The 17,471-nt window shown below is 69.6% G+C and carries 14 protein-coding genes, 1 pseudogene and 1 riboswitch; of the genes and pseudogenes, 10 read left to right on the forward strand and 5 right to left on the reverse strand.

The genetic code is table 11. The features are described 5' to 3' along the window. Positions 1-164 precede the first annotated feature (164 nt). The 3 genes from ACZ43N_RS05225 (at position 165) to ACZ43N_RS05235 (ending at position 4,798) form a co-directional block, all read left to right on the forward strand. Entirely contained in the window at positions 165-2,237 is a 2,073-nt protein-coding gene (locus ACZ43N_RS05225) for an alpha-galactosidase (protein WP_468095089.1), read from the forward strand. A 302-nt stretch (positions 2,238-2,539) separates the two neighbouring features. Next, positions 2,540-2,698, forward strand: a riboswitch (cyclic di-AMP (ydaO/yuaA leader). Between the two features lie 4 nt (positions 2,699-2,702). Further along, the gene (locus ACZ43N_RS05230) at positions 2,703-3,665 is read left to right on the forward strand and encodes a M23 family metallopeptidase (protein WP_468095091.1); all 963 of its coding nucleotides are present in this window, start codon (positions 2,703-2,705) and stop codon (positions 3,663-3,665) included. Between the two features lie 347 nt (positions 3,666-4,012). Then, positions 4,013-4,798: an SGNH/GDSL hydrolase family protein gene (locus tag ACZ43N_RS05235; protein ID WP_468095517.1), complete on the forward strand. Its 786-nt coding sequence runs from the start codon at positions 4,013-4,015 to the stop codon at positions 4,796-4,798. 235 nt (positions 4,799-5,033) lie between these two features. On the opposite strand, the gene ACZ43N_RS05240 is transcribed toward ACZ43N_RS05235, so the two are convergent. Both ACZ43N_RS05240 and ACZ43N_RS05245 read right to left on the reverse strand, forming a co-directional pair. Further along, a complete protein-coding gene (locus tag ACZ43N_RS05240) occupies positions 5,034-5,642 on the reverse strand; it encodes a TetR/AcrR family transcriptional regulator (RefSeq protein ID WP_468095093.1) in 609 nt (202 codons plus the stop codon). 20 nt (positions 5,643-5,662) lie between these two features. Further along, positions 5,663-6,847: a glutamate dehydrogenase gene (locus ACZ43N_RS05245; protein ID WP_468095094.1), complete on the reverse strand. Its 1,185-nt coding sequence runs from the start codon at positions 6,845-6,847 to the stop codon at positions 5,663-5,665. Positions 6,848-7,074: 227 nt separating this feature from the next. Between ACZ43N_RS05245 and ACZ43N_RS05250 the strand changes: the two genes are divergently transcribed. The 4 genes and pseudogenes from ACZ43N_RS05250 (at position 7,075) to ACZ43N_RS05265 (ending at position 11,445) form a co-directional block, all read left to right on the forward strand. Then, a complete protein-coding gene (locus tag ACZ43N_RS05250) occupies positions 7,075-8,298 on the forward strand; it encodes an MBL fold metallo-hydrolase (protein ID WP_468095095.1) in 1,224 nt (407 codons plus the stop codon). Between the two features lie 118 nt (positions 8,299-8,416). Continuing rightward, a pseudogene (locus ACZ43N_RS05255) lies at positions 8,417-8,656 on the forward strand (IS630 family transposase); the annotation flags it as partial. A 167-nt stretch (positions 8,657-8,823) separates the two neighbouring features. Next, positions 8,824-9,054 carry a hypothetical protein gene (locus ACZ43N_RS05260; RefSeq protein ID WP_468095097.1) on the forward strand — a complete coding sequence of 77 codons (231 nt, stop codon included), beginning with the start codon at positions 8,824-8,826 and terminating at the stop codon, positions 9,052-9,054. A gap of 75 nt (positions 9,055-9,129) precedes the next feature. Then, on the forward strand, positions 9,130-11,445 hold the full coding sequence (locus ACZ43N_RS05265) for an ATP-binding cassette domain-containing protein (RefSeq protein ID WP_468095099.1): 2,316 nt from the start codon (positions 9,130-9,132) through the stop codon (positions 11,443-11,445). Between the two features lie 45 nt (positions 11,446-11,490). Here ACZ43N_RS05265 and ACZ43N_RS05270 read toward each other — a convergent pair whose 3' ends face one another. Then, on the reverse strand, positions 11,491-12,252 hold the full coding sequence (locus ACZ43N_RS05270) for a thioesterase II family protein (protein WP_468095100.1): 762 nt from the start codon (positions 12,250-12,252) through the stop codon (positions 11,491-11,493). 435 nt (positions 12,253-12,687) lie between these two features. Between ACZ43N_RS05270 and ACZ43N_RS05275 the strand changes: the two genes are divergently transcribed. Genes ACZ43N_RS05275 through ACZ43N_RS05285 form a run of 3 tightly spaced genes read left to right on the forward strand, consistent with a single transcriptional unit; the run spans position 12,688 to position 15,271 of the window. Next, on the forward strand, positions 12,688-13,332 hold the full coding sequence (locus ACZ43N_RS05275) for a DUF6875 domain-containing protein (protein ID WP_468095102.1): 645 nt from the start codon (positions 12,688-12,690) through the stop codon (positions 13,330-13,332). Continuing rightward, the gene (locus tag ACZ43N_RS05280; protein WP_468095104.1) at positions 13,310-14,170 is read left to right on the forward strand and encodes a tryptophan 2,3-dioxygenase; all 861 of its coding nucleotides are present in this window, start codon (positions 13,310-13,312) and stop codon (positions 14,168-14,170) included. The genes ACZ43N_RS05275 and ACZ43N_RS05280 overlap by 23 nt, the downstream gene beginning before the upstream one ends. 60 nt (positions 14,171-14,230) lie before the next feature. Next, on the forward strand, positions 14,231-15,271 hold the full coding sequence (locus ACZ43N_RS05285; RefSeq protein ID WP_468095105.1) for a methyltransferase: 1,041 nt from the start codon (positions 14,231-14,233) through the stop codon (positions 15,269-15,271). 50 nt (positions 15,272-15,321) lie between these two features. Here ACZ43N_RS05285 and ACZ43N_RS05290 read toward each other — a convergent pair whose 3' ends face one another. Next, positions 15,322-15,873, reverse strand: coding sequence for an LmbU family transcriptional regulator (locus ACZ43N_RS05290; RefSeq protein WP_468095106.1), 552 nt, complete (start codon positions 15,871-15,873; stop codon positions 15,322-15,324). A 627-nt stretch (positions 15,874-16,500) separates the two neighbouring features. Beyond that, positions 16,501-17,382 (reverse strand): siderophore-interacting protein, encoded by an 882-nt coding sequence (locus tag ACZ43N_RS05295; protein WP_468095108.1) that lies wholly within the window; start codon positions 17,380-17,382, stop codon positions 16,501-16,503. Between the last annotated feature and the right edge of the window lie 89 nt (positions 17,383-17,471).

Consider the following 17,471-nt stretch of genomic DNA (forward strand, 5'->3'; position numbering starts at 1 on the left):
GAGACGCCCCATGACGATACGACATGGGTGCGTACCGCAATGAGTTGTCCACAGGCGCTCACGGCGGGGCCGGAGGCGGTTTTCCACAGGCGGCGGGGCGCCCGCGCGGCGACCTGCAATGATGTTGGAGCACGATCGCGCCTGTTCGAATTTGTGAGGCCTTGATGTTGGACATCGCCACGGACGGCCGGACCTGGCTTCTCGCGGGCCCCCGGAGCAGCTACGCCCTGCGGCTCACCCAGAACGACGAGCTGTTGCACCTGCACTGGGGTCCGAGGATCACCCTCGCCGAGGCCGAGGAGCTGGGCGGCCGGCAGGAGTTGCCCTACTGGCCTTTCGAGGCCCCCGTCGACGGACATGAGGAGTACCCCGTCGAAGGCGGCCCCCGCTTCACCCGCCCTGCCCTCTCGGTCCGCACCGAGGAGCGGCGCGGTACCGAGTGGACCTTCCAGGAGTACGAGGCGGACGGTGACGAGCTGCGCCTGCGGTTCGCCGACGACGGTCTGCGGATCACGCTGCACTACCGGATGCGCGACGACATCGTGGAACGCTGGGTGACCCTCGCCAACGAGGGGCCGGCCGTGGAGCTGCTGAGGGCCGACTCGGCGACCTGGACGCTGCCCCGCCGCGAGGAGAGCTGGCGACTGTCCCAGCTGCACGGCCGGTGGGCGGCTGAGTCCCGGCTGGTGCGCGGCGAGCTCACCTACGGCGAGAAGGTCATCGGCAGCCGCCGCGGCCACACCGGGCACCAGCACCTGCCCTGGGTCGCCCTCGACACCGACGCCACCGAGGAGCACGGCGAGGTCTACGGCTGCGCCCTCGGCTGGTCGGGCTCCTGGCGGATCGCCGTGGCCCAGTTGCCGGACGCGCGGGTGCAGATCACCGGCGGCGCCGGGTACGACGAGGCGGGCCTGCTGCGGCTGGAGCCGGGGGAGACGTTCACCGCGCCCGTCTTCGCCGGACTGTGGAGCGACCGCGGCCACGGCGGGGCGAGCCGGGCCTGGCACGCCTACCAGCGGGCGTACGTCATCCCGGACGCCGACCAGGACCGGCCGGTGCTGTTCAACTCGTGGGAGGCCACCGAGTTCGACATCTCGGAGGAGCAGCAGAGGGCGCTCGCGCAGCGGGCGGCGGCCATCGGTGTCGAGCTGTTCGTGGTCGACGACGGCTGGTTCGGGGCGCGCACCAGCGACCGGGCCGGACTCGGTGACTGGACGCCCAACCCGGACCGCTTCCCCGCGGGCCTGAAGCCGCTCGCCGACCAGGTGCACGCCCTCGGGATGCAGTTCGGTATCTGGGTCGAGCCCGAAATGGTCAACCCGGACAGCGAGCTGTACCGGGCGCACCCCGACTGGGCACAGTTCCAACCGGGACGAAAGCGGACGGAATTCCGCAATCAGCTGGTGCTCAACCTCGCTCGGCCGGACGTCCAGGAGTATCTGTGGGAGAAGCTGGACACCCTGCTCTCCAGTGCCCCGATCGACTATGTGAAGTGGGACTTCAACCGCTGCTTCACGGACGCGGGCTGGCCCGGTGAGCCGTACCCGCAGAAGCTGTGGGTCGAGCACGTGCACGCCTTCTACGCCCTGCTGGACCGGCTGCGGGCCGCTCACCCCGGCGTCGCCTTCGAGTCGTGCTCGGGTGGGGGCGGCCGGATCGACTTCGGGGTCATGTCGCGGACCGACCAGGTGTGGACCTCCGACAACACCGACCCGCTGGACCGGCTCGCCATCCAGCACGGGTTCAGCCACATCCATCCGGCGCGGGTCATGGCCGCCTGGGTGACGGACAGTCCGAACAACCAGCTCAACGGCCGGGTCAGCTCCCTGCGTTTCCGCTTCGTCAGCGCCATGGCGGGTGTGCTCGGCGTCGGCGGCGACCTGACGAAATGGAGCGAGGAGGAGCTGGCCGAGGCGCGCGAGTGGGTGGAGCTGTACAAGGAGATCAAGCCCGTCGTGCAGCGCGGCGACCTCTACCGGCTGCGCCCGCCGAGCGGAGGGCTGAGCGCCGTGCAGTACGTCCACGGTGACGAGGTGGTCGTCCTCGCATGTCTCCAGGCCCAGCACTACGGCGAGCCGTTGCCGCCGCTCCGGCTGCGCGGCCTCGACCCCGCGAAAACCTATGAATGCCGTGAAACGGGCGAAACGTACGGAGGGGCGGTGCTGTTGCACCACGGTCTGCGGACGGGGCTGCGCGGTGACCTCGACGCGACGGTTGTCCGTCTGCGTCGCACTTGAGCGACTTGTCCGAAATGATGCCGTTAATCCAACTAGCCCTGGAATAAAGACTACTGAGGCGTAGGCGCGTGAGCAGCGTCATACCCGTGACGCACTGTCGCCGCCATGTTCATGTAATCTGCACGCTTTTTCAGGGCGGTTGGAAATGGAGATACGGCACTCCTTTACGGAGCGTAATCGGGATTCGGTGTAAGGATCACGCAGGGAGACGCCCGGGAAATGCCGATGGTTGTCTCTGTGGGGACAAGTCGCTTACGTTCAGCCTCGATCCGGACGGACGCCCAATCCTGCCGCCGACCGGAGCCGCGTACCGACCCGATCCACGGCAGGAGCGGGGGACCCACAGGAAGTACCGCCTGTTCCGGTCTCCGGAACGGCTAGGGGTAAAGCCGGGCGCAAGCCCGGCCGGGCATCTCCAGTCCGCACCCGACAGCTCACCTCGCAGGCGCCGGAGAGGAATTCGCCATGCCCGCGAAGGGTAAGCATCGCCGTCCCAAGTCCCAGCGCTTCACCCGCTCGATCGCCGTCGCCGGAACCGGTGGAGCCGCGCTCGCACTGCCCCTGATGGGGGCCGCCGGCGCCCATGCCGCGACCCCCACGGCCGCCGTTTCCGGGGTTTCCGAGAAGACGGTCACGGCCGCCCCCGAGAAGGCCGTCGGCAAGCAGTCCGCCGCCAAGAAGAAGACGACCAGGACCTACACGGTGAAGGCCGGCGACTACCTCGCCAAGATCGCGGACGAGCAGGACGTCCGGGGCGGCTGGAAGCGGCTCTACTCGGACAACCGTTCCGCGATCGGCTCCGACCCCTCGCTCATCCACCCGGGTCTGAAGCTCGTCATCGGCGGCAAGTCCGCTTCGGGCGCGCCGTCGCACTCGTCGACGAAGACACGGTCGTCACAGTCGTCGACGAAGACCCGGTCGTCGCAGCCGTCCAAGCCCTCCACGGCGTCGAAGACCTCCCAGTCCACGACGAAGGAGACGACGGGTACGTCCGCCGGTCAGGCCGCCGAGTCCAGCAGCTCCGGCTTCACCCTGCCCATCCAGGGCGCCACCGTCGGTACCGCTTACAAGACCGCAGGCAGCATGTGGTCCAGTGGCTACCACACCGGTGTCGACTTCGTGGCCCCGACCGGCACAAGCCTCAAGGCCGTGGGCGCGGGCACCGTCGTCTCGGCCGGCTGGGGCGGCGCGTACGGCAACCAGGTCGTCATCAGGCTCGCCGACGGCTACTACGCCCAGTACGCCCACCTGTCCTCGATCGGCGTCTCCGCCGGCCAGTCCGTCAGCGGCGGTCAGCAGATCGGCCTCTCGGGTGCCACCGGCAATGTCACCGGCCCGCACCTGCACTTCGAGATCCGTACGACGCCCGACTACGGCTCGGACATCGACCCGCTGGCCTACCTGCGGTCGAAGGGCGTCAGCGTCTGACGAGCAGCGCACCCCCGGCTCAGTGCCGACGAAGGCCGGACCCCGCGGTTGGGGTCCGGCCTTCGTCGTGCCCGGGCTGGGCGAGAAGCCGGGCCGCGCAGCCGGAGCGGCGGCGACGGTCCGCCGCGGGCATTTCGCCTTCCGGACGACCTGGAGTCACTTCCGGATCCAGGACTTCCGGGTATGGAGGTATGGAGGCTGTCCTGACCTGGCGTATTCCTGGATTGATCGATTCTTGAAGCGTGGTCTATCTCACCGCCCGTCAACCCCTTATTACGGTCGCGTAGGTCACATACGAAGGTGAATCATGTGCCGATGTGGCAGACGATTCGAAGAACAGCAGATCAGTGATCGGGTCGTACGTGGCGGTGGGGGACAGCTTCACCGAGGGCGTCGGCGACCCCGGCCCCGACGGGGCGTTCGTCGGTTGGGCGGACCGGTTCGCGGTGCTTCTCGCGGACCGGGTGCCCGAGGGCGACTTCAAGTACACCAATCTCGCGGTGCGGGGAAAGCTCCTCGACCAGATCGTCGAGGACCAGGTGCCGAGGGCTCTCGACCTCGCGCCCGATCTCATGTCCTTCTGCGCGGGCGGGAACGACATCATCCGGCCCGGCACCGACCCCGACGAGGTCGCCGAACGGTTCGAGCGGGCGGTGGCCCGGCTCACCTCGGCGATCGGCACCGTGATGGTGACCACCGGGTTCGACACGCGTGATGTGCCGGTGCTCAGGCATCTGCGGGGCAGGATCGCGACATACAACGGGCATGTGCGGGCGATCGCCGACCGGTACGGGTGCCCTGTGCTCGACCTGTGGTCGCTCAGGACCGTGCAGGACCGGCGCGCGTGGGACGACGACCGGTTGCACCTGTCGCCCGAGGGACACACGCGGGTCGCTCTGAGGGCCGGGCAGGTGCTCGGCCTGGAGGTGCCGGCGGACCCCGAGCAGCCGTGGCCGCCGCTGCCGCCGCGGGGGACGTTCGAGGTGCGCCGGGACAACATCCACTGGGCCCGGGAGTATCTCGTGCCGTGGATCGGACGGCGGTTGCGCGGGGAGTCGTCCGGTGACCATGTGTCGGCGAAGGGGGCACTGTCGCCCGACGACATCAGGATGCGGATCGGGTCCGTGGCCTGACGGTTCCTGACGGTTCCTGACGGCGCCTGCGGCCTGCGGCGCGTGGCGGCAGGGGTCGTGCCGGTGCGTCAGCCCGTCGCCCGGTGCCCTACTGCTCGGGGGAGAGTAGGGACATGGGGCGCGGTCCCCGGGCCGCCGTACCACGGGCTCGACGCACTGGCACGAACCCTTCCGCTCGGGCTCGACGCACTGGCACGAACCCTTCCGCTCGGGGGCGGCTGACGGGCCGTCGTGGTCAGTTCGTCGGCGACTGCGGCAGGTTCAGTTCGCGGGCCAAGGCCTCGTCGGCCCATTGCTGGGCCTTCGTGTGGGAGACCGCTCCGCCGTAGGACGTCAGTTGGACGGCCAGGCCGTCCAGGAGCGCGGTGAGACGCAGGGCCGAGGCCTGGGGGTCGGGGCAGTGGAACTCGGCGGCGGCCACGCCCTCCTGGATGAGGCCGGTCAGCGCGGCCTTCCACCGGAGGTCGAGGTCACGGGTGACCTCGCGGAGGGCGGGGTCCCGGAGGGAGACCGCCCAGCCCTCGATCCACAGGCGCCAGCCCTTGGCCTGACCGGTGGGGGCATACCAGCGGACGGCTGCCCGCAGGCGGCGCAGTGCCGTCGTACGGCGGGCGAGCAGCCGGCGGAGGTGGGCGAGGTCGTCCTCGGCGGCGTAGCGGAAGGCCTCGGCGACCAGCTTCTCCTTGGTCGAGAAGTGGTACAGCACCAAGGCGTTGCTCACGCCGAGGGACGAGGCCACATCGGCGATCCGTACCGCCGCCACACCCCGTGACTCGATCTGTTCGATGGCCGCCCGCAGCAGCTCCTCGCGCCGCTCGGCCACGCTCAACCTGACCCTGCCCACACGGCAACCCTACCCAGGGGTCAGATCGGGCGGCGGCGCCCATGGCGTGCCTCGATGACGGGGAGGCGGTCGGTGGCGATCGCGTGGGCGGCCGCCCGGGGAGTCGTGCCGTCACTCTCGGCGCGGGACAGCGTCAGGTCGACCAGGGCACGCATGGAGCGGCGGATGTGCTCGAAAGCGCTGTGTGCCTCCGGAGCGATGTCGCCGAACAGGGTCCACCACCACCAGGCGTTCGTGGCGGAGTTGACCACCACGTCGGGGAGGACCGTCACCCCGCGGGCGGCGAGCAGGGCCTCAGCCTCGGGGAGGACCGGCATGTTGGCCGCCTCGACGATCAGGCGGGCGGTGATCAGCGCATGGTTGGCCGCGTCGATCGCGTACGAGACGGCCGCGGGGATCAGGACGTCGGCGTCCGCGGTCAGCCAGGCGTCCGAGGAGGTCTCCCGGTCTTCCGGGCGGAGGGCCGAGCGGTCGACCGTGCCGTGGGCGTCGCGGGCGGCCAGCAGCGCCTCCACGTCCAGGCCGGCGGGGTTCGAGACCGTGCCCTTGATGTCGGCCACGGCGACGATCGTGAGGCCCGCGCGGGCGAGGAAGCGGGCGGTGGCGCCGCCCATGGTGCCCAGTCCCTGCACGGCAACTCTGGTGCCGGCGTACGGCCTGCCGGTCCGGTCCAGGGCCGTCAGGACGGATTCGGCGACACCGCAGCCGCCCACCAGTTCGTTGAGTCCGATGCCGTCCACCTGGACGGTGAACGCGTCCGCCAGCCGTCGCCGGGCGGCCCGCTCGTCGTCTAGGAGGGGGTAGACGGCCTGGACGGTCGAGACGAGGCCCGCCTCCGCGGCCGCCCGGTCCACCAGGTCCTGGGTGAGCCCGAGGTCCTCACCGGTGGTCCAGAAGGCCTCGATGTACGGGCGGGTCGCGCGCAGGTAACGCACCAGGACGCCGTACGCCTCCGGGTGCCGGGGGTCGCAGTCGATACCGCCCTTGGCGCCGCCGAGCGGGACGTAGCGGCCCTCGGGGTCGTAGTGCAGCGCTTCCTTCATGGACATGCCGCGGGCCAGACCGGCGACCTCGTCGAGCGTGCAGCCCGGCCGCATCCGCAGACCACCGCTGGCCACGCCGCGCACCAGCCGGTCCACCACGAGGAAGCCGAGACGCCCCGTGACGTGATCGGTCCAGGTGAGCGAGAGATAGGGGGTGGTCATGCGGGGCTCCTGAAGGACGGCAGGGGGAAGTGGCGGTGGCGGGCGGGAACGGATCGGGGGCGGATCGGGTTGTAGGAAGCAGGCGCCCGATCGGTGGTCCCCGGGGGGGAACAGACGGTTCTACTGAACCGTTGGTCAGTATGTCACCGTGCCCGACGGATCGGGCGCGGTGCTGTCAGAGGGGCGGACCATAATGGAATGCCTCAGCGAATCCACCAGGAGGTGCCGTGTCCGGTTCCCGTTCGCAGAGCTCGGGGCTGCGCGTCCAGCCAGCCGCCTTCGGTGCGGTTCCGACCGGCGCCAGGCTGGAGCGGATCCGCCGGTCCCCGCATTTCGCGAACGGCGCGTTCGTGAACCCGGAGGGAGCCCGCATCGGCCCCTCGCGCGGTGTCGCGCTCGAGATGGCCAAGGGGTACTTCCGCAAGGACGAGCGTGTCCGCCGCGCCCCCGCCGGTCTGATCCCCGTGCACTCCACGACCCTCGCCGACCTGGCCAGACCCCCGGCGAGCGGTCTGCGCATCACATGGATGGGCCACTCCAGCGTGCTTGCCGAGATCGACGGACACCGGGTGCTCTTCGACCCCGTCTGGGGTGAGCGCTGCTCCCCGTTCGCCTTCGCCGGGCCCAAGCGGCTGCATCCCGCGCCGCTGCCCCTGGCCGCGCTCGGCCCGGTCGACGTCGTCGTCATCTCACACGACCACTACGACCACCTCGACATGCCCACGATCAAGGCGCTGGCCAGCACGGACACGGTCTTCGCGGTCCCCCTCGGTGTCGGCGCCCACCTGGAGCACTGGGGTGTCTCCGAGAGCCGCATCCGCGAGCTGGACTGGAACGAGGCGACGCAGGTCGGCGGCCTCACCCTGACCGCCACCCCCGCCCGGCACTTCTGCGGCCGCGGCCTGCGCAACGCCCAGCAGACTCTGTGGGCGTCCTGGGTCGTCGCCGGTGACGAGCACCGGATCTACCACAGCGGCGACACCGGCTATTTCCAGGGCTTCAAGGACATCGGCGGCGAGCACGGCCCGTTCGACGTCACCATGATCCAGATCGGCGCCTACAGCGAGTTCTGGCCCAGGAACCACACGGATTCCACGCCGCTGCCGGGGGCGTGGCCGGACATTCACATGAACCCCTCGCAAGGGGTCCAGAGCCACCTTGACCTGCAGCAAGGCCGACCGGGCGGTGTCATGCTGCCGATCCACTGGGGAACATTCAACCTCTCGATGCATCCCTGGGCCGAGCCGGGGGAGTGGACGCTGGCCGCAGCCGGCGCGGTCGGACAGGCCGTCGCCGCCCCTGTTCCGGGCCAGCCCTTCGAGCCCGCTGGAGACCTCCCCACGCGCCCGTGGTGGCGGGATGTGTCCGCGCCACTGAACCGCAAGTGGCCTGTTCCGGAGATCAGGCCGGAGGCGTCTCGTGAGGATCTCGACCTTGTGGGTGAGGGCTGACCGTGGATGAGCTGAGGCGCGTGACGGAAGTCTTTGCAGCCATGTCGGAGGCCGAGCGAGAGCAGGTCCTGCGGCTCATCGATGGGCCGCCGCGTCGGCATAGCCAGGAACGGGTGTTGGAGTGCTCGCGGCGGCCCGTGGAGCCTGGCTCGTCTTCGAGGAGGAAGCCGGCTTCTCCATGACGCCGCCGCAGGCGAAGACCTGGTCGCAGCGCGGCCGAACCCCCGTGGTGCGGGTCCGGGGCCGTTCCCGCAGACGAGTGTCGATTGCCGCGCTGACCTGCTCCAAGCCGGGCCACCGGTCCCGGATGATCTACCGGCCGCGCCGGGACGACGGCCGGCGTGACGGCCGCAGTGCGGGCTGACCTCGCCGCGCTGCTCTTTCTGGGCGCGTTCTTCGGCTTCCAGTTCATCATCACCACAGGCGTACGTGTTGGCGGCGACTTCCGCCCGAGCCGCCGCATGGTCCCAGCTGGTGTACCGTCCACCGACACAGCACTGGTCGTAGGGAAGTTGGGGCCGCTCGGTGATCGCACTGAAGATCCCGGAGATCTACTGGGACGACGAGAAGGCTGTGCGCCTGCTGGTCGAGTACTTCACCCGGCGACGCTCAAGCGGTGACCTGTTCTACACCCGCGCGTTTCAGGCGCTCAACCGGCTCCACTCGGCGGGACACGATCCACCTGGCCGTTGTGGTTTCACCTGCCACAAGCGGTACCGGCGCCTCGCCGACTCCCTTCTAGGCGCGTGCTTCTGAGAACTGGTTAGATCGGTCCGGGCGAACGGGGGATGAGGACGTGACGGCGGCCCGGGCGTGACAGAGGGAGACAGAATGAGCATGGCCGCGAGGACGGACACGACGTCGAGCGCGCCGCGTTGTATCGCCGACAGCCACGACATGATCCGCGTGCAGGGCGCGCGGGTGAACAACCTCAAGGACGTCAGCGTACAGATCCCGAAGCGGCGGCTGACGGTGCTGACCGGCGTCTCCGGATCCGGTAAGAGTTCGCTGGTGTTCGACACGATCGCCGCGGAGTCGCAGCGGCTGATCAACGAGACGTACAGCGCCTTCTTACAGACCTTCATGCCGACGCTGGCGCGGCCTGAGGTCGACGTGCTGGAGGGGCTGACCACGGCGATCATCGTCGACCAGGAGCGGCTGGGCGCCAACGTCCGCTCCACCGTCGGCACCGCGACCGACGCCAACGCCATGCTGCGGATCCTCTTCAGCCGGCTCGGCGAGCCGAGCGCCGGGCCTGCGTTCCACTACAGCTTCAACGTGCCTGCCGGCGCGTGCCCCCGGTGCGAGGGCACGGGCCATGTGACCGACCTCGATCTGACGCAGTTCTACGACGACAGCAAGTCGCTCAACGAGGGCGCGATCACCGTCCCCGGCTACAAGGCGGGCAGCTGGTTCGTGCGGATCTTCGCCGGGTCGGGTTTCGTCGACCCCGACAAGCCGGTCCGTGACTACACGGAGACGGAACTGCACGACTTCCTGCACCGCGAGCCGACCAAGGTGAAGGTCGACGGCATCAACGTCACCTACGAGGGACTGATCCCCAAGGTGCGCAGGTCGATGCTGGCCAAGGACAAGGACGGGTTGCAGCCGCACGTCCGGGCGTTCGTGGAGCGGGCGGTCACATTCGTCATCTGCCCCGACTGCGACGGGACCCGGCTGGGCGAGGCGGCCCGGGCGTCCAGGATCAAGGGGATCAACATCGCCGACGCGTGCGCAATGGAGGTCCGGGACCTGGCCGCGTGGGTGGGCGGGCTGGACGAGCCGTCAGTCGCACCCCTGCTGGCGACACTGCGGCAGACCCTCGACTCGTTCGTCGAGATCGGGCTCGGCTATCTGTCGCTGGAGCGGCCCGCCGGCACACTGTCGGGCGGTGAGGCGCAGCGCGTGAAGATGGTGCGCCATCTCGGCTCCTCGCTCACCGACGTCACCTATGTCTTCGACGAGCCCAGCACTGGTCTGCACCCCCATGACATCCAGCGGATGAACGGCCTGCTGCTGCGGCTGCGGGACAAGGGCAACACCGTGCTCGTGGTGGAGCACAAGCCCGAAGTCGTCGCCATCGCCGACCATGTGATCGATCTGGGACCCGGCGCCGGGACGGCCGGTGGCACCGTCTGCTTCGAGGGCACCGTCGAAGGGCTGCGCACCAGCGGAACGCTGACCGGCCGTCACTTCGACGACCGGACGTCGCTGAAGGAGTCGGTGCGCAAGCCGGACGGTGCGCTGGAGATCCGCGGGGCGCGGGCGAACAACCTCCAGGGTGTCGACGTCGACGTCCCGCTCGGGGTGCTGACCGTGGTGACCGGGGTCGCCGGGTCCGGAAAGAGTTCGCTGCTGCACGGGTCGATCCCGGCGGGCGCGGGTGTGGTGTCGGTCGACCAGGCGCCCATCCGCGGCTCGCGGCGCAGCAACCCGGCCACCTACACCGGTCTGCTGGAGCCGATCCGCAAGGCCTTCGCCAAGGCCAACGGCGTCAAGCCCGCCCTGTTCAGCGCCAACTCCGAGGGCGCCTGCCCCACCTGCAACGGCGCAGGTGTGATCTACACCGACCTGGCGATGATGGCCGGAGTCGCCACCACCTGCGAGGAGTGCGGGGGCAAGCGGTTCCAGGCTGCGGTGCTGGAGTACCGGCTCGGCGGGCGGGACATCAGCGAGGTGCTGGCGATGCCAGTCAAAGAAGCGGAGGAGTTCTTCCGCGCCGGCGAGGCGCGCGTCCCCGCCGCCCATGCCATCCTCGGCCGGCTCGCGGACGTCGGGCTCGGCTACCTGACCCTGGGCCAGCCGCTGACCACGCTCTCCGGCGGTGAGCGGCAGCGGCTGAAGCTGGCCACGCACATGGCGGACAAGGGCGGGATCTACGTCCTGGACGAGCCGACCACCGGTCTGCACCTCGCCGACGTCGAGCAGTTGCTCGGGCTGCTGGACCGGCTGGTCGACTCCGGCAAGTCGGTCATCGTCATCGAGCACCACCAGGCGGTGATGGCGCACGCGGACTGGATCATCGACCTCGGCCCCGGCGCCGGCCACGACGGCGGCCGTATCGTCTTCGAGGGCACCCCGGCCGACCTCGTCGCCGCCCGCTCCACCCTCACCGGCGAGCACCTGGCCGCCTACGTCGGCGCCTGATCCGTCGGTCTCTCCCGTGCGTCTCCGTGCGGGCCGCCGTCGGCATCAGCGGCGGTCCGCCGTGGGGGAGGGGGTGAGGTGCCTGCGCAGGATCTCGCACACGCGGTCCCGCTCGGTGTCCAGGAAGAAGTGGTCGCCGGGCAGTTCGTGGAACGCGAAGTCGTGGCGGGTGAGGCGGGACCAGGCGGCTGCCTCCGAGGGCCGTACATACGGGTCGGCGGTACCGATGAGGCTCACGATCGGGCAGTCGAGGGTGGGCTCGTCGCTCCGGCCGTACGTCTCGATGGCCCGGTAGTCGGCCCGAATTGCGGGCAGCAGGACGCCGAGCAGTTCACGGTCGGCGAGGATGGCCGGATCCGTCGCGCCCAGGCGCTCCAGTTCCGCGGCCAGCAGGCCGTCGGGCAGGGAGTGGACCCCGCGGTCGCGGCGGGCCGCGGGAGTGCTCTGGCCCGAGACGAACAAGGTCCGCAGCCGGTGGCCGCGGGCCTGGAGCCGGAGCGCCACCTCGTAGGCCACGGCGGCTCCCATGCTGTGCCCGAAGAAGGACAGGGGCTGGTACAGGAGCGGACACACCGCGTCGGCCACGCGGTCGGCCAGCTCGCCGACCGTGTCGACGAGCCGCTCCCGGAAGCGTTCTTGTCGGCCCGGGTACTGCACGGCGAGGATGTCGACGTCCGGAGCGAGCGCCGTCGCCAACGGACGGTAGTAGGCCGCGGTGCCGCCGGCGTGAGGGAAGCACAGGAGTCGCACGGGCGCGGTAGGCGCGAGGCCGAAGCCGCGGATCCAGGAATCGACCGGGAAGAGCACGTGTTCTCCGAGGTGTTTCGGGGCATGGTGGGCATCGCATTTCCATGATTGCGGCCGGGGCATTCCGTGTCCCGCCGGCGGGACACCCAACTGCATTTCCGCTCGCCAGGCCGGGGGTGTGCCCGGTGGCGCTTCCCTTGATGCGTCTTTCCGTCCGCCGATATGGTTTCGCGAGCCAATAAGAGCTCCGAACAAAAGGGGAGTCCGATCAGCTTGCGGCGTGTGGTGCGTGCGATCGCAAGGCGCCGGAAGCTCCTCGTAGCGGAGCTACTAGGGGCTTTCGGCAACGCGGCGAGCGTGCGTGCCAGACGCCGCGAGCCGGGCTCCCCTTTTGTTCGGAGCTCTAAGTCGGTGCGGGACACGTCGGCGAACGCCTGCGTTCATTTCTTGATGGTGCCGTCGGAGGGGAAATCGACAATAATGTCAATCGATGTGTTGGCAGTCGACGTGGGGAAAGCCCTCGACAGCGTCGACGAATGGCTGAACTCCTATATCTCCCAGCCCCATGAGCAGCTCGGTCGGTCCGGCGCGGTGTGTCCGTTCGTGGCGCCCGCCCGGCGGGTCCACGCGGTCGAGACGGCGGTGCGGCTGGTGGGTCCCGTCGCCAGTCTGTCGTTGATCAAAGAGGTCATCCGCTGCGGTCTGGACGAGTTCGAGCAGCTCGACTGGCAGACGTCGAACCCGACCCTGCGGTCGCTGCTCATCGTGCTGCCGGATCTGCCGCCCGATGCGTTCGTGCTGCTCGACGAGGCGCACGCGCAGGTCAAGACCGAGAGCGTGGAACGCGGCCTGATGATCGGCCAGTTCCATCCGGACTGTGACGAACCAGCGGCCCGCAACCCGGCCTTCAAGGTCAGCCGGTCCCCCGTCCCGCTGGTCGCGGTGCGGGCGATGGCGGTGCACGACATCCTCTTCCTCGGTGAGCGGGCGGACTGGTTCGCCGAGTACCACCGCCGCTTCGGCGAGCGGTACCGGTCCCGGCCGCACGGCATCGCCCCCCTGCTGACGACGCTGTACCACAAGGCCCTGACCCTGCACGGACCCGGAGGGACGCCGGATGACCGCCGCGCGACCGGGTGACGGGCAGGACGACGCGGCGGTGACGCGCTGCCCCTACGGCGGGGCGGCGGACGCGCCCCCGACGGCGTACGCCGAGTACGCGGAGATGGACGCCCTCCTCGCGTTGCAGCATCCCCGCACGGCGGCGGCCACGGAGCCCGGCTTCATCATCATGAGCCAGGTCATGGAACTCCTCTTCAAGCTGCTGCACATCGAATTCACGACGGCCCGCGACCGGCTTGCCGACGACGACGTGGACGCCGCGTTGTGGGCGTTGCGCCGGGCCGCTCGGGTGCAGCAGGTGGCCTTGTCGTCGTGGGATTTCTTCAGCGCGATGACGCCCGGGGAATTCGCCGAGTTCCGCGAGGTGCTGGGCACCGCCTCGGGTTTCCAGTCCGCCTCGTACCGGCGGCTGGAATTCCTGCTAGGGAACAAGAATCCGCGCATGGTGCTGCCGCACCGAGATGCGTCGAGCCATGAGGCGGTGTCCCGGCAACTGCACGAGCCGAGCCTCTACGACACCGCGCTGGCCCTGCTGCACCGCCGCGGCCTTCCGGTTGCGGACGCCGTGCTGGCGCGCCCGTACGAGGCGCCGTACGAACCCCACGACAGTGTCGAGCGGGCCTGGCGCGAGGTGTACGAGAACTGCGCCGCCAACCGGCCGCTGTTCCTCCTCGCAGAGGCGCTGACCGATGTCGCCGACTCCTTCGCCCGATGGCGCTACACCCACCTGACGGTGGTGCAGCGCGTGCTCGGGGGCAAACCCGGCACGGGCGGCACGGACGGCGTGTCGTGGCTGGAGCGGATCAGTGGGCACCGGTTCTTCCCGGAGCTGTGGTCCGTGCGGTCGCTCCTGTAGGGCGGGCTGCCCGCCAATCCCGCTGTCACCCATCGATCACCGACCCACGAGGGAGCCCATATGGCCAAGGCTGGCCCCGTCGACCACGAAGACCTGACCCGGATCCTCTTCGGCGCCTCCGCCTTCCACCTGCTGCATGCCGGCTGCGAACTCGGCCTGTTCACCAGGCTGTACGAGGATGGGCCGCTGACCGCGGAGCAGATATGCGCCACGCTGAAGCTGGAACCGCGGGCGACGCAGATCCTGCTGCTGGGCACGACCTCGCTCGGTCTGACCGTCCGCCACAGTCGCCGCTATCGCAACGCCGAGCTGATTGACTCGATGCTCTCCGACGACACCTGGAGCATCATCGAGGACATCGTGCGGTTCGAGGACCGGATCGCGATGCCGGCCGCCGCCGACCTGGTGGAGGCGCTGCGGCAGAACACCAACGTCGGCCTGCGCCGCATCCCGGGCGAGGGCGGCGACCTGTACCACCGGCTGGCGTCTCAGCCGGAACTGGAAGCGCTGTTCTACCGCTGCATGCGCTCGTGGTCGCGCCTGTCCAACCCGGTCCTGGTGGACCGGGCCGATCTGAGCGGGGTGTCCCGGGTGCTGGACGTCGGCGGCGGCGACGGGGTGAACGCGATCGCGCTGGCGGAGGCGAACCCGGAGACGTCCTTCACGGTGGTCGACATGCCCGGCGCGCTCGACATCGCGAGCCGGAGGATCGCCGAGCGCGGTCTGGACGACCGTATCTCCGTACGGGCGGGGGACATCTTCGCCGACGAATTCCCGTCGGGACACGACTGTGTGTTGTTCGCCAACCAGCTCGTCATCTGGTCGCCCGAGCAGAACGCGGCCCTGCTGCGCAAGGCGTTCGACTGCCTGCTGCCGGGCGGGCAGGTACTCATCTTCAACGCGTTCTCCGACGACACAGAGGACGGGCCGCTGTACGCCGCGCTCGACAACGTCTACTTCGCCACGCTGCCGGCGCCGGACAGCACCCTCTACCACTGGGGGCAGTACGAGGAGTGGCTGCGCGAAGCCGGGTTCCAGCGGGTCGAACGGCTGCCGGGTGAGACGTGGACGCCGCACGGAGTGCTGCGCGCCTGGAAGTAGGGCAGACGGGGGGGAGACAGGCGGGCGCCTGCCTCCCCCCCCGGCGGGTGTCACCCGGGAAGGCTGGCCAGCGCCGCCTCGTCGAGAGCCCGGAGCACCCACTGCTCGAACTTGTCACCGGAGAGTTCGGCGGCCTTGCGCCACCGCTGCACCCGCTCGGCCGGGGCGCTGAGCTTGGGCAGGTAGTCCTTGGGCGGTTCGCCCTTGCCGTTGCTCTGCCGATGGGAGCGGATGTTGCGGCGCAGTTCGTTGCGTGACCAGTTGAACTCGTCGGCCAGGTCAAGCCACTTGTCCTGCTCGCAGGGCGGCAGCGAACTCACCTCGGCGTGGTGTTGGAAGCTCAGCGTCTCACGCCGGCGACTCAGTTCGAACTTGCGGGCGACCCACGCGTAGTTGCGCAGCGTCTGGTAGTCGAGGCCGCAGGCCTCGATCGCCCGCAGATACCGGTCGGAGAACTCCTCCTGGCCGTACACCAGCCAGTCGCCGAGGCACCAGGACGAGGAGTCGACGATGCGTGAGATCTGCGAACCGGCATGCTGCCATCGTTCGAATGTGAGGGCGGCGGGGATCCTCAGTCCGACGCGCGTCGTGAGGACGTCCATGCCTTGCTGTCCTCTGTCGGTTCCGTTCCTCCGAAGGGGCGCGCTGGTACGCGGGCGGTTTCGCTGAGCGCGGTCCACGGAGTGCTGCATACGAACCTCTCTTCCGGCGTCGGTCATGCCTCTGGGCGTGCAGAGGCCGCATGGTTGAGGTGATTCGGCGACGGACGCGGCGAAGCGCTGGTGGGCGCCGGATGCCGACCGCGGCCGTGCACTGGAGTGGCCGAGCGCTGAACAGCGGTCGGCTTTTTGGGTGGGTCTTCGCGATGGCAGCTGTCAGGAGGCGTGGAGAGGTCGAAGCCCGCCCGCTGCGAAATGCGCGCCAAAGGGCGCGATATATGGGATGGGTCTGATTGCCCGCGATGATCGAACCAAAGGAAATACCCCCGTTGAAATAGCGGCCTGTCGACAAACCGCGTCGCCGCCCGGTTGGCTGACGCCAACTGGCTTTGCCATGCACATATTATCGGATCAATGCCGACGATGGGGCTGAGCGTAGCAAGAAGTTCCGCTCTCCAGCAGGGGGCGTTGATCGGTTGGCTTGATAGTGATTCACGGTCATGACCGCGCCGGAAAACGAACGACCGGGACGCGCCGGCGGACGGCGCGTCCCGGTCGGGGAACGGCGGGTCAGGAGGCCTGGGCCTGCGCCTCCGCGAGGCGCTCCTGCGCCTCCGCGAGGTCCTCCGCGGTAGGGGCGTCGTCCTGGGTGAGCTTCAGGCGCCAGTAGCCGGAGAACTCGATCCGGCTCTTCGGCATGCCGCGGTCGTCCACCAGGTGCCGCCGCATCCGGCGCACCAGACCGGCTTCGCCGGCGATCCAGGCGAACCCCTCGCCGTCGGGCAGCGCGGCCGCCCGCAGCGCGTCGGCCAGCGCCTCGCTGTGTCCCGGCTCGATGGTGCCGCGGTGCAGCCACGTGGTGGTCAGATCGGCCTCGGTATGCAGCGGCTGCTCGTCGGCCGAGGCCTGGACCTCGACGAACGCCAGCGCCCGCTTGCCGGGCGGCAGGCTCTCGACGATCGTCGCCATCCCGGGGACGGCGGCGTCGTCACCGGCCAGCAGCACCCAGTCGGCTTCCGTGAGCGACGCGGACAGCGGCTTGGGGCGCGCGAAGTAGTCGCTGGGCCCGAACACGCCGAGGCAGTCGCCCTCCGTGGCATCCATCGCCCATCGTGTGGCCGGTCCGGCGTGCCGGTGCAGGACGAAGTCGAACGTGAGGGAGTTCGTGGCCGGGTCGTGCGCGCGGATCGTGTAGCTGCGCATCCACGGCCGCTCATCCTCCGGGATGGCGCTGTACGCCTGGTACCACGTCGTGAGGTCGGTGGTCTCGGTGACCTCAGGCAGGACCGGCCGGGGCTGGCCGGGGCGCGGAAAGTAGAGCTTGACCTGTTGGTCGGGTTCTGTGAGGGAAAAGCCCCGGACATCGTCGCCGGTGAGAGTGATGCGTGCCATATGTGGGGTGATCTGCTCTGTCCGGCTGACGTGCAGGAGCCAGATCGGCAAGCTGTTCATGGATTCCTTCGCGCGATAGGGGCGGATGGCGAGCGGGTGTCGCCCGGCCGGTGCCGCCGCCCCGGCCGTGACATCTCCCGCGACCCTCT

This window comes from Streptomyces sp. NPDC030814 (assembly GCF_055572155.1).